Source organism: Bacteroides sp. AF39-11AC (assembly GCF_003474285.1).
In the GTDB taxonomy this organism is placed as follows: Bacteria; Bacteroidota; Bacteroidia; order Bacteroidales; family Bacteroidaceae; genus Bacteroides.
This window is the reverse complement of sequence record NZ_QROH01000002.1, coordinates 324,019-338,142: the sequence shown is the minus strand read 5'-3', so window position 1 is coordinate 338,142 and position 14,124 is coordinate 324,019. Positions and strand designations below refer to the sequence as shown.

Here is a 14,124-nt window from a genome sequence, read left to right as displayed (position 1 = left end):
CGCGGATGACGCGGATCTTTTTTATCCACTTTTATAGCGCAGCTTTTTAAATCCGCGTTATCCGCGTCATCCGCGTCTAAAAAATAATATACCGAATGGTGCTTATCACTTATCACTAAACCCTAATCACTTTTATTCCTTTCTGTACCATTATGAATAAATCCCATCAGCCTTTACACTTAATAATCTTCTTTACTTCTGCGTTCCGTCAGTTCAGCCTGCATCTCTTCATTATACTTCTTTGTAATAGGATAGAAGTACAGCGCTATGACACCGATGAAGAACGTAACAGCCGGAATAATACTGGATGAAAGCACGATACCATGAATAGCCGATTCGCTTTGTGCGATCCCTGCACCCGATACATAACCGAAACCGGAGAGCAGGAACCCCAGAATAGCGCCGCCAATACCCAATCCGGCCTTCAGGGCAAACACCACACCTGCAAACACGAAACCCGTTGCACGGCGGTGATTGACATATTCCGAATGATCCGCCACGTCAGCAATCATGGCCCAAAGCAATGGAACGGTGGGAGCGTATGCCAAACTCTTGAGGAAGTTCAGGACGAACATCGTCTCTACATCTGTCTCATTTGGGAAATAGAAGAAGGCGGTGAACACTGCCGTCAGAGCCAAACAAACGATAAACACCGATTTCTTTCCGAAACGGTTGGCCAGGAAGCCGGACAGGAAAATAACGCCGAAGAACTGTACCACTGCTCCCAGCATATTAAACACACCGAAGCCCACTTCATAAGCCTTTTCAGGACTGCTGACAATAAGGCCGAAAGCATTCAGTATCGTATAGCCCACCGAATCACTGGCCTGTGTAGCCACCAACCCCAGTTTATCGAGGAAGGCAAATAATGCGCCCGAATCCACATAATTCTCAAAGTAGTAGTTCATAGCGCTTCCCCACATGGCAAGGGTAGTGAAAAGGAAGAGCGTCAGGATGAACATCGCCCGCCAGGGAATATTCTTGAATACATCCCTGATATCTTTCCGGGTATCAGTTTTCTGATTTGCCGGCGGTGTGATACGTTCGCGGCTGGAGAAGAAGGTAATAACCAGGAACACGAAACCGATGACTGCAAATAAGGAAATAGTGCACAGCCAGCCGTGCCCCTTATCACCACTTTCACCTGCGAACTTGCTTACCAGCGGGAGCGTCAAGCCCTGTACTACAAACTGCGCAATGGTAGCGGCAACGAAACGGATAGACGTAATGCTTGTACGTTCCTTGATGTCACTTGACATTACACCACCCAATGATGCATACGGTGTATTGTTGAACGAGTAAAGCGTCATCAACAAGGTATAAGAGATTGTAGCGTACACCGCTACCAAACCCTTATCCTCGATGCCGGGATTGTAGAATGCCAGCACATAGAACACCATGAACGGCAATGCGGTCCAGAGTACCCATGGGCGGTATTTACCCCATTTGGTTTGTGTCCGGTCGGACAATATACCTACGGTAGGGTCTACAAAAGCGTCCACAATGCGGGCAATCAGCATTACTGACCCGGCAATGGCGCCTTCCAGACCGAAGACATCGGTATAAAACTTGGTTTGATAAATCATCATCATCTGGAACACGAGGTTCGCAGAGCAATCTCCTAAACTATAGCCAATCTTCTCGGCCATAGACACTTTTTGACTTAGTGCGTTCATAGTGCTGTATTATTCAGTTATTAATTGTCAGTAATCAGTTGTTCGTTTGCTGTTATCCGTTCCCGGTTGTCCGTCATTTATTATTCTCCAACGCACTTTCTGCTGCGCGTTGTCCCAGGGTTTTCTTATCCAATGGGTGTATATCGTTCCATTCGCCCAGGTCACTGTTGCGGATGAGGCGGGTGTTCCGGTTGGTTTCGGCTACTTTGGCCTGTTCTTTGCGCATCTCAGCCCAGGCCTGCCGACCGCTGGCGTCATCTCGGGACAGGAAGTCTGCCAGCTCTACAATGCAGAAAGGTAATTCCGGGTTGCCGAATGTGTTGCGCCAATCAGCAATCAGAGCTGTCAGTAGTGCGGCGTATTCATTGCGGCGGTCCACATTGGACTCTCCCTGATACCAGAGTACACCACGGATGCCATAGTTTTGTAACGGAGCAATCATGGCATTGTACAGGCATACCGGTTTGTAACAGAAGAACATCATTCCCGGAGCCGGAGGCATGGAAGCACCTAATCTGTATTTCCATTCTCCTTGCAGGCTTACTTCTTCATTTCCGCAAATAATTTTATAAGGCTTCTCCTTTACAAAGTGCGGATAACCGTTATTGCTGATGAGGCGTATGGTTACTGTATTCTTTCCTGCTTTCAACACACCTGCCGGAATGGTATAGATGCGTGGAGGATACTGGTAGGAAATGGTACCTACGAATGTACCGTTCACATAGACGGAGTCTGCATCTACAATGCAACCTAAACGCAGGGTCGCTTCTTTTCCGTTCCAGTCTTGCGGTACTTCCACTTCCTTGCGGAACCAGTGCGAACCGTTTATCGGATTCAAACCGTTGGTTCCCCAGTCGGTAGAGAATAAATCAACGGTCTTCCAGTCTTTATCATTGTAGTTGGCTGCATACCAAGGTGTTGCTTCGTGCAGTCCTGCATCTCCCTGGTATAGGGAAGTGTTCCAGCGATAGAAGTTCAAACCTTCTGTCTGTTTAATGCTTTTCAGATAAGCATCATCTTCATATTGCCGTTTATCATTAATATACTTCGGAAATTCTTCCAGTCCTTCCTCGCTTATCCACGCCTCAACGGGAGTTCCGCCCCAACTGGAGTTTATCAGTCCGACGGGTATGCCATTCTTTTCATACATGGCTTTGGCAAAGAAATAGCCCAGAGCAGAGAAGTTCATTACGTTTTCCTGCGTCAGTGGTTTCCAGGCAACGTAGTTCGGCAGGTCCGTTTGCGGTGCATGGAAGTTGAAGATATTGGGCACTTTCAGTTGCCGTATATTCGTGTTCTCATAAGCGGAGATTTCATCACGGAACATATCCGTAACCCGGCTGACGGGCAGTTCCATATTGGATTGACCGGAGCATAGCCATACATCTCCCACCAGAATATCTTTCAGTTCGATGTCATTTACTTGAAGGAGGTAAGGTCCGCCCGGTTTCATGGCAGGCAGGGTAAGGGTCCATTGACCGTTTTCATCTGCTGTAGCTGTGTAAGTGGCTTTCAGTTTTCCTCCTTTTACACCTGTAGGAACGGCATTTTTCAGGAACTTTACCTGTATGCTTTCTCCGGCATCTGCCATGCCCCATACTTTAATGGGTTGTTCCCGTTGCAGTACCATTCCGTCAGAAATCAAGGCAGGCAACTTCACCTTTGCATCTACCATGGAAGTAGCGCAAAGGCAAAGCAGCACTGCCAGACTCAACCTAACTTTATTAAAACTAACCTGATTCATATCTAATTTATCTTTTTATTCACTACTTAGCTACTACCTACTTATACTCATACAACTTCACATGAAGTATCTGGAAATCTCCCACTGAGATACGCACATGGCGCCCCTGATGGTCTTGATCACCATTCAGACGGCGGATGTAAGAGAGCGTACCGTCCTCGTTTACCTTCACTTCATCTACGGAACCGATGCCGCATCGTGCCCCTTTCCACATCACCTTATCACTTATCACTCCATCACCCTTTCCTCCTGCCTGGACAAATCCGTCTTCGCCCAACGCCCGAACTTTGGCCTGATTTTCTGTAGCTTTCTCAAACTCGATAACGATACCGCTACCTGCCACGATATACTCATTGGGTGCCAGTCTTAATAATGCACCTCCACCTTCGGGCCATACACTGCCATCGGTGGCACGCGCATCCCAGGGAAGAGTAAAGAAATGGCGACAGGTTATCTTCAGATCATCCTGATAAATGATACGTTCTTTATTTTCCTGATCGAAGAGTAATCCTTTCATTGCGCCTTTACCCTGATACTTAGCGAGCAGAGGCATGAACTCTTTCAGCGTACGATAACTTTTCACCAACGGAGAGTCGGGAGAGTCGGAACCACCTTCGATGGAGAACGGGCTGATACCGATGGCATCATGCTCACCAAAGATATAGAAAGCTCTTACGCCATTATTGTCTGTCAGTTTGATTTCGGGAATAAACAACGGGTTGTTGTGCAATTTATATTTAGCTACCCACTCTGTAAAGCCATTGTCGTACAGGTCGGGAGCAAGAAGGTCGATGTCGGGCGCTCCGCAATGCCATATATCAATAAGGTGTGCCAGCGGACCGGCAGAAGGATATTCTCCCGGCTTCCGGTTGCGGCTGTTCATGGCAGCGTTCACGTATAGTGGAATATTGTAGATGGACCGGGCGCTTTGTGCCATTCTCTCCACATAGCGGGCGTAGTGCCAGGCCATAAATAATTCATCGGTGTAAATATCGGCTCCGAATACTTCTTGCCAGGTGCCTTGCTTCTTGCTACCTTGGCTTTCCCATTTCTCAAGCATCTGGGGGTGGAGCGTTTTCTTATTTTTCTGCAAGTAACTCATTAATTCAGCGGGCACCGGTGCATTGAACAATGCGTTGGCTTCTTTGGAATAGTCTCTTGCATCTTCCAGCATACCTATTTCATTTTCTATCTGTATCATGATGACGGTACCTTCCTCTTTATCAATGGCTGCAACGTGTTCCATCCATCCGGAAAAAGCGCGGTTGTCGGCTTGGAATACATTTTCAGAGAATGCGCTGGCTATTTCGAGTGGTTTTCCTTTTTGTGTATAAGCACGCGGGTATTTTTTATAGTTTTCTTTGAACCAGAGGGGAGCGTAGCAACTCATGGAGTTTTTCCAGGCACCGAACCAAAGAAAGATTACTTTCAGATCGTTCTGCCGGGCTTGACGGATGACTTTATCTGTGAGGGTGAAGTCGAATTGTCCTTCCTGCGGTTCTATCAAATCCCAGTATGCGGGAACGAGTACTGTATTCAGTCCCATCCGTTGCAACTTCGGGAAGATACGTTCGATATCTTCTGTGCATGCTGCCGATGAATTCCCTAATTCACCGCCTAAAATAAGAAATGGTTTGCCGTCTACTACTAATTGAGTAGCGCTGCCTTGTTTTTGTAATGTACTCTTTTGAGCATTTACATACCCAACTGTCATTACACTCAAAACTAAAGTTAAAATCCAATTCTTCATCGTTTGTCTCTGGTATTGATTTGAGATGTTTTTCATTGCAACAAAGATAGTGAGCTATAATTTAGAAAGCTTTTCGCAGTGTTGCAGAAAACTTCATTTCGGTTACATCATTCCTCAATGATGTTACATAATTTTTTGTTTATCGTACATTTCCCTGTTTCAGGGGGTAAAACGGATGTTTTTGCCGGATTTGCTGAATGATTTGTTAAATGGAATCTGGTAAGGTTTCAACCTTACCAGATTTCCTGTCTTCACACTTTATTCAGCTGGAGTTCCTTCTCCTTCTGTTTCATACGCATTCTTCCAGTCGTCACCGCTGAAATCTTCACTAATGTCTTTTCCGGCAATACCATCGCATACACCTTTATAGGCATGTTTGCGACCATAGTTTGCATCGAAAAGGTTCGGTGCATCGTCCGACAACCAGTATTCATGTTCTTTTTTGCTGTCGGTCAGCGTCCAGATGGTGATACCTGATTGCTGAGCCTGTGGTACGTTAACCCGGTAAGAGTCGAAGATCATTTGATATACTTCCGCCTGTGTGGCCAATTGTTCAGCCGATGGAGTAGTGGTGCCTACCTGTACATCCAATTCCGTTACCCGGATCAGTTTGCCTGTTGCAGCCAAAGTCTTGAACATAGCGTCTACCTGATCTTTCGTTATACTGGATGATACGTGCATCTGAGTACCGATACCGTCGACCTTCTGACCATTATCTTCAATGTACTGTACAAATCCTATCAGAGCAGCCAGTTTGTTGGGGCTTGATTCGAGGTTGTAGTCATTTACATAAAGTTTGGCGTCGGCAGCTGCATATTTGCGTGCATACTCGAATGCTTTCACGGCATATTCTTTACCGATGTAGTATCCCCAATAGAAGTGATCGGTTGCCCAGTTCAGGTTCAGACCGCTTTCTTCGTCTTCCACAGGTGCTATGTCAGGAGCTTCATCGCCGTTGCTCATAAAGTTACCGCTGATACCGCGCCATTGTCCGTCGTCTGCAATCGGTTCGTTGATTACATCCCATTCCTTGATGCGATCGCCCGTATGCTCCAACATGCCTTTAATCCATGATTCCATGGCACCCAGCAGGGCGGCTTTCTTTTCTTCGGGAGTCTTCAACTTGTAGCTGATGCCACCGGCACGGGTTGCAGCACGCAAAGTTTTAGTTTCTGCTGCAGCTTTCTTTTCACCGAATTTGAAGTTATCGATGTAGTAAGTTCCAGCTGCTTTTCCGTAGTTAATACAGAGACGTGCCATTCCTTCATTCTTGCAAACAAATTCACCTTCAATCGGTATCCATTGATCGACGGCTGTTGCAGCACTCACGTATCCTTCACCATTGCCACCACTGGCATCTTGCACCTGTAAGGTGAAATCCGGATTGATAACGGATGCTTTCACCATAACTGAATACATATAGGTCTTTCCCACGGTTAATGTTTCCGGGAATGAATGAGCAGTCTGGGCACTCCAGGAGTCTCCGTCAGAAGGATTGACCATCACCATGCAGTAATCGCTGTTATAGCCTTCTCCCTTGTTAGAGATAGAACGCGTCGAATTGTTTCCCCAACCGATCCATGAGCCGAGAGTTCCGTCTTCGAATTTTCCGTCGTCTATGATATTGATCATTTTCTCTTCTATCTTCTTGCCGAATTTAAAATTGTCAATTGTATATTCTCCGGCTATTTCACCACTGTTGATAAGAATACGGTTCACATCTTCATAGGTTGTAGTGAACTCGTACTGGCACAATATCCAGGAAGTTCCGACATCAAAAGTATTGTAGCCACCCTGGCTGCCGTAAGTCGTACCATTCTGATACTGGAATTGAAGTTTTCCTGCTCCCGTACTGCTCTTAGCCCAGAATTGTACCACATAAGTAGTACCGGCTTCAATCGGAGTATCAAAAGTGTAGGCCGTTTGAGCTTTCCAAGCGTTGCCGGTGCCACCATCTGCAGGATTCGTGATAAGCATTGCATACTGGCTTCCGTCGTATCCCGGAGAAGTGATACTTATTGTCGGGTTATTATTCCCCCAAGCACCCCAGCCTGCAATGGTACCATTTTCAAAGTCACTGTTTGGTATGATATTCTCGCAAACATCATCATCATCAACGTCTATGATAACTTCCGGAGCAATCAGTGATTTCAGATAAGTCTGTTTCTGCTGTGTGTGCCACAGGAAGTTGTGTCCGTATATCTGGATGTCAGACGGTACAAGATTCAGGAAGGCATCAATCGTTGTGAAGTCCAGTGTACCGTCGTTCTTCACTACGGACGAGTGCTTCATGGCATTGCCGGTGGTGAACAACTGGAAGTTCTCATCCGCCACCTGCTTGTATTGCGGATCGCTGATGTATTGGTCGGCACCTAAACCGAGACCGATGGTCATATGCGGCGCATACTGTTTGGCATACGCTTTGATATAATCATAGTTTGCCAGCTTCTCTTTCAATGCGAGGGGAATATCGGAGATGTTGACGTCACCGTGCCCGTCGGGTTTGCCCCATTCCATTTTTTCATCGTAACAGCCGCTCAATGTCAGTGCGCAAGCCATTACTGGAAGAATGATTTTATTTAGTTTCATAATCTATGTTCTTTTATTCATGTTACACAATGTGATCTATCCTTATTCCTCATCGTCGAAGTCCGAAACCGTGACGCTTGCGCAAGGAACTACGCGCAAGTTGTCCAGATAGATCTTCGTTTTGAAGAGTGTGGAAGTAATGCTTACTCCCCCATACGTGAAATCGGTATTCACGAAACCTACACCAAAGTTCTGGTATGTGGCAGCCAGACGGTCATCGACAACTGTTTGGAAAGTAGGAGTTGTGGTGCCCTCTTCCAATTGCTTCTTGTAGTAGCCGAATTCGCTGAAAGGAATGGTAACGGTCTGCCAGCCGGTCGTAGTAAAAGGAACTACTGCGCCATCCTGGATGTAAGGCACATAGAATGCAGTGCGTTGTCCGTCGTCATCAGAACCTATTCCTCCATAATTGAAATTATTGAATAGGCAGATCTGAATATGTCCGGTTCCGATCCACGCATCGGGTACGTTGATGTCAAATTGGAAGGCGACATCCGTCAGAGCGGTAGTGGCCGGGATGTGGGAGTACATGTAAGACCAATCCACCGTTTCGTCTTCACCGGCACCCACCGTCCAACATTCGGTAACACGCGGTTTACCGGCGGCTACTCCATTTCCGGTCAGTAGGCGGTCCGGAACAATCTGCAGGCACTTGCCGCGGCCAGAATCATCCGGATCATTTACAAGATCATCTGCACTGATCATAGAACCTGTCTCGCTCCAGTTCCACGAACCTTGTGCGCCTTTGCCATCGAAGTTGAGTATCATGCAATTGCTGTCATTGAAGTAAGCGGGAGTGATGGCAATACCGTTAGCACCTTCCGAAGTGATGGAACCACTGGCTGTGATGCCCGAAGGCATTGTGAATGAATACCATTCACCGTCTTCATCACTTTCTATGCCGGCAGTGATTTCAGTTCCGCCCGGCAAGGTCACTTTGCTTGTTTCGTGCAGTCCGGTGCCATATACAGTCACTTTTTCCTGTGCTTGCGGCAGCGTGTTGCTGATGCGTGAGATACTGGGGGCTGCTGAGCGGATTTCAAAAGTGTACTCTAGTTCCGCACCCGATTTTACCAGACGTATCTTATTGCGTACATCGTCCGGTGCATTTACAACAGGAGTTTTGCTGTCCACGGTAATCAGCATGGAGTTATCGGCCACGTATGCCACGTTGAAGAAGGTTTCATAGCCGTTGATATAAACCCGCTTCATCCCCAGGAAACCGTTGCCCTCGATGCGGATCAGCTGTCCCAGGCGGGCGAACTGGACTTCACGGTCGGGCACTGCCGACTTGTAGTCTTCAAGATAAATCTTTGAGATTACGATCGGTTTACTGTCCTGATTATCATCGTCGTCGCAGGATACGAAGCAGACAGCGGTCAGCGCAAGACATAAGAGCCATATATATTTCAAGTTTTTCATATCTGTTTGGTATTAAAGTTATTTGTATAAATCTGCTACGGACACTTCTCTCTCGCCGAAAGCATAGGGTACGGTTTGAATAGTGCCGCTGAGATAGTGGTTCTTGTTTTGGTCTACGTCTGAAACAGGGAGCGTCAGGCTGCTTGCCGTAGCCGTGGCCACGCCTTTTCCGGGAGCAACGTAATCTTCACTGATTTCATACTTTCCGGTGGTTTCGTTATAGTCGTAGCTGGCGTTACGGTTCTGGTTGTTCATGTAGTTCACCACTTCCTGCTGCTTGTAGTAGGAGCGGCGGATCAGGTCGTACCAGTATTGCCCTTCAAAAGCCAGTTCGATGCGGCGTTCGTAGCGCAGGTCTTCGTAAGTGATGGCTTCATTGCTATCTTTTGTCGGCATGCCTGCACGAGCGCGCACTTTGTTATAATAGAATAAGGCTGTGGGATCCGTAGTCGAAGCATTATTACCCAGGATGGCTTCCGCCAGGTTCAGATAAACTTCCGCCAGTCTGAGCATGTGCGTGTTCAGACCACTACTTTGTTGATAACTTACACCATTGTCGGCATTTGTTCCGATCACATATTTCTTGATGTTTGCACCTTGGCTTCCGCGATTTTCGGTCACACCATACGTGTAGCCACCGCCACGGACATTCATATCCGGATAATGTTCGCCATAGGAAGCCACGGAGTAGTGGCGGCGGATGACGTCTTTCGGATCATATTCGTCCCATAAGTCCCAAGAACAATAAGTGGCACCGCCCCAGTTGGTGGCGTCCGTCACCATGGTAGACCAGCCAAAGAAGGTAGTGATAGCCTGCATACTTCCCCAGGGAAGAACATCTTTGGAACCGGAGAGCCATTGCAGCTGGAAGAGCGCTTCTTTGCAATTGTTGTTTGCATACGTGAAGAGGTCGCCATAGTTATCCATCAGATCATAATTGGAAGTACCCACAACTCTCAAGGCTGCTTTCTTGGCCAGATCCAGATAATACGTGTTGCGCGTGCCCCGGTTCGGGTCGGTAGCTATGTTGCTTCCATTGTATTCGCCGTTGTCGGTCAGTCCGGCCATGGAGAGGTATACACGTGAGAGCATACCGAAAGCACTGTACTTGGTAACCCGTCCGGTCTGTGCAGGAGTGTCCGGGAGATATGCAGCCGCATATTCCAGGTCGCGGATGGCAAATTCCATCACGTCGGTGCGGTTGTTGGCGGGAACCACGTAGTTGTTCACCAGGTCCGAAGTGTTCTCGTAGATGATGGCCAGTCCCCAGAGGGAAGCCAGATACCAATAGGCTGTTCCGCGCATGAAACGTGCTTCGGCTATGCCTTGGGTCTTGGCTGTCTCACTTACGTTGGCAGAAGCATGATTCCGGATGTTATTGATCGTATTGTTGGCTTGCGCCACTACCGAGTAGAAAGCTCCCCAGGCATCGTCGAGTCCGGCGGCGAGTGAAGTTTCGTTCAGGTTGGTATACGGATAGATATAGTCCGAATATTGAGCGGTGATGTTATTGGCACGACCGTCGCCCATGGAGTAGTAGGCCTTCTCGTTGAAGCTGGACCATACATAGTTGTAAAGTGGAGCTGTTGCAGCTGTGATAGCCGCATCGCTGTCGAAGAAAGTTTCCTGGTTGAGGTTCGTAGTGTTTTCTTGATCCAGAAAGTCCTCGCAGCTTGCCAGTGACATTCCACCGGTCAAAGCCATTATAAGTATTAATTTGCTTTTCATTTGTTTTCTCATTTTGAGGTTAGAAAGAAACGTTTAAACCGAATGTATAAATACGCGGTGAAGGATAGCGACCGTAGTCCAGACCGTTCATCAGAGCATCGCCATACATACAGCCCACTTCGGGGTCATAACCGGAGTAGTTGGTCCAGGTGTATACGTTTTGCAGGTTGGCATATACTTTCACATTCTGTAGGTTCAGCTTGTTCACCCATTTCTTGGGGAGTGTGTAGCCTAATGAGATGTTTTGAATGCGCAGGTACGAACCGTCTTCGATGTAAAGGTCGCTGACGCGGTTGTTGGCATTCGTGGTAGAAGCCGAGATGCGCGGCAGAGTGGTGCTTGTATTAGCCACACGCAGGTTGCGGAAATCATCCGGACCGTCCGGGTTTATTCTTTCCAATACGGCATAGTTGGCTGCACTCTTCAGCAGGTTGCTGTTTACGCGCGGGTTCTCTATGTAGCGGCGGTTGTAGTTCAGTACGTCGTTGCCATAAGAGCCGGAGAGGAAGATGGTCAGGTCGAAACCTTTCCAGGAGAACGTATTTCCGATGCCGTAAGTAAACTTGGGTTCGGGATTTCCGATGAAGGTACAGTCGTTGTTGTCGATGACGCCGTCATTGTTCAGATCGGCAAAGATGTAGTCACCGATCCAGGTCTTTCCTTCTTCGATGGAAGAACCGGCAGGCAGAGCGACGGGTTTCACGTTGCCTTCTTTATCTTTGTAATAAAAGTCTTCGGCTTTGTCGAAACGGCCGATCACTTTGTAGCCCCAGAATTGTCCGATAGGCTGTCCTACAACGGTACGTGTCACTATGCTGTTCTCGCTGCCTACACTGTAGGTCTTCTCGATAGAAGCGCTTTCCGTATCCAGTTCCAGCACTTTGTTACGGTTCAGTGAGAATACGAAGTTGGAACGCCACTGGAAACCTTTCTTATCAATGTTCACTGTGTTCAAGGTCAACTCTATACCTTTATTTTCGAGTGATCCGACGTTTGCCCATGGATTGCTGGCCGAACCGGCACCTGCCGAACCGAGGTAAGACGGCAACGGAAGTTGGAGCAGCAGATCTTTGGTCTTCTTATAATATACGTCTGCGATGAACTCGATGCGGTTCTGGAAGAGACTGAGGTCCAAACCGATGTTGGTGGAGTAGGTCGTTTCCCATTTCAGTTCGGGATTGGGCGTGTTTCCTGTCAACACACCTACGCCCCACGGGGTGGTTTTGGATGAAAGCATGGCCATATAAGCCCAGTTCTCTACATTCTGGTTACCCGTTGCACCCCAGCCGAAGCGGAGTTTCAGGTTATTGATCACATCGTTGTCCTTCAGGAAAGATTCATTGGAAAGTTTCCAACCCAATGCGGCGGATGGGAACCAGCCCCACCGGTTGCCGCGGGCGAATTTAGAAGAACCGTCGCGGCGCAGGGTAGCGGTAAGCAGATAACGGTCGTCATACGAATAGAAGGCGCGTCCGAAGAATGAAGCGATGGAGTTATCACTCTGTGATCCGGTACCGCTTGATTTGGACACGTCACCTGCACTGGGGTCTTTGGTTGAGTTGCTCAGGTAGCCCGTTGCATTGCTCACCTGTGTTTCCCAATGTGACTGCGACATTTCCTGTCCCAGCATGACGTTGATGCTGTGTACACGTGCGAAGGTTTTATTATAAGTAAGTATATTGCGCCATGACCAGTATTTGGTGTCCGTCTTCGTCCAACGTCCGGTGCGGGTTTCGTTGGTGATTACACCGAACTTGTAGTCGGGTTCGTAGTAATAGAACTTATTCAGGTTGTAGTCGGCAGAGAGTTCCGTCTTGAATGACAGTCCGTCCATCAGTGTAGCTTCCAGATAAGTATTGAAGCGGAAGTTTATTTTCTTGTTATAATTATCGCGAATGGTTGCGTAAGCTACCGGATTCACCGGCATCCACACGTCGTCCGGTCCGTCGAAACCGCCATCGGCGTTGGTTACTGCTACGGAAGGTTGCTGTTGCAGGGCATTCATGATAATGTTGTTGTCGCAACCCACCTTTTGTTTAGAGTCTGCCAGTGAGAAGTTGATTCCCGCTTTCAGCCATTTCTTTACCTGTGCATCGAGGTTTCCGCGCAGGGAGAGGCGTTTGAAGCCTGAGCCCAGAGCTATACCGTCCTGATCCAGATAACCGGCACTGATAGCATAAGTGGCCTTATCACTACCGCCTGTCAGCGAGAGGTTGTGGCTGGTCATCATGGCATTCTGGAAAAGTTCGTCCTGCCAGTCGGTTCCTTCACCCAGCATATCGGGGCGTACAAAGGCGCTGCTTTGAGTGACGATACCCGCTGCGGCACGGGAATTGTGATGCTCAGCATATTCGCGCAGGTTCATCATATCCAGGTGCTTGGGCATGTTCTGCCAGCCGATGTAACCATCATAAGTAATGGTGGCTTCGCCCGCTTGTCCGCGTTTGGTAGTGATCATAATAACACCGTTTGAGGCACGTGCACCATAGATGGCGGTGGCGGAGGCATCTTTCAATACGTCCATTGAAACAATGTCCGACGGGTTGATGCTGGACAGCGGGTTATTCGTCTCGTCATCTGTGGCGGCGTCCACCACTACTCCGTCAATCACGAAGATAGGTTGGTTTGTGGCGTTCAGTGAGTTGATACCACGGATGCGGATGGCAGAACTTGCACCGGGTGTACCGGAGTTTGCCTGAATCTGCACACCGGCAGCGCGGCCTTGCAATACCTGGTCGATAGAAGTCGGAACCGACTTCTTGATGGCCTGGTCATTTACCGATACCACCGAACCCGTCAGGTCCGAACGTTTCATCTGTCCGTAACCTACTACCACGACTTCGTCCAGCATCTCAGTATCTTCCTTCATCGTAACATTGATTTGTGTCTTCCCGGCTACAGGAATTTCTTGTGTCTTGTAGCCCACAAATGAAATTACGATGGTACTGTTGGATGGAACATTCAGCGTGAAGTTACCGTCGATGTCGGTAATAATACCGTTGCTGGTGCCTTTCTGCACTACGCTCGCACCGATAACCGATTCTCCTGTGGCGTCTTTCACCACACCTTTCACAGTGATGTTCTGTGAAAATGCCCATAGAGGTATCAGGCATAATAAGAATAGAAGCCCCAGAGGCTTAAAACAATAATTTGTGCATTTCATACTGAAATTAATTTAGTTGGATAACAATAATATTCTCTTTCTTTATTAAAGA

7 protein-coding genes are annotated in these 14,124 nt (G+C 47.9%); all 7 read right to left on the bottom strand.

What is annotated here, in order from left to right; genetic code table 11:
* Positions 1–179: 179 nt before the first annotated feature.
* Positions 180–1,676: an MFS transporter gene (locus tag DW036_RS04100; protein WP_118461509.1), complete on the bottom strand. Its 1,497-nt coding sequence runs from the start codon at positions 1,674–1,676 to the stop codon at positions 180–182.
* A 73-nt stretch (positions 1,677–1,749) separates the two neighbouring features.
* Entirely contained in the window at positions 1,750–3,420 is a 1,671-nt protein-coding gene (locus DW036_RS04095; RefSeq protein ID WP_118461507.1) for a sialate O-acetylesterase, read from the bottom strand.
* A gap of 37 nt (positions 3,421–3,457) precedes the next feature.
* Positions 3,458–5,170, bottom strand: a complete 1,713-nt coding sequence (locus DW036_RS04090; RefSeq protein WP_187374558.1) for a DUF5597 domain-containing protein — start codon at positions 5,168–5,170, stop codon at positions 3,458–3,460.
* Between the two features lie 258 nt (positions 5,171–5,428).
* Positions 5,429–7,759, bottom strand: a complete 2,331-nt coding sequence (locus tag DW036_RS04085; protein WP_118461504.1) for an endo-1,4-beta-xylanase — start codon at positions 7,757–7,759, stop codon at positions 5,429–5,431.
* Positions 7,760–7,801: 42 nt separating this feature from the next.
* A complete protein-coding gene (locus tag DW036_RS04080; RefSeq protein ID WP_118461502.1) occupies positions 7,802–9,181 on the bottom strand; it encodes a glycan-binding surface protein in 1,380 nt (459 codons plus the stop codon).
* An 18-nt stretch (positions 9,182–9,199) separates the two neighbouring features.
* Positions 9,200–10,909: a RagB/SusD family nutrient uptake outer membrane protein gene (locus DW036_RS04075; protein WP_118461500.1), complete on the bottom strand. Its 1,710-nt coding sequence runs from the start codon at positions 10,907–10,909 to the stop codon at positions 9,200–9,202.
* A 19-nt stretch (positions 10,910–10,928) separates the two neighbouring features.
* Positions 10,929–14,072: a TonB-dependent receptor gene (locus DW036_RS04070; RefSeq protein ID WP_118461498.1), complete on the bottom strand. Its 3,144-nt coding sequence runs from the start codon at positions 14,070–14,072 to the stop codon at positions 10,929–10,931.
* Positions 14,073–14,124: the final 52 nt, after the last annotated feature.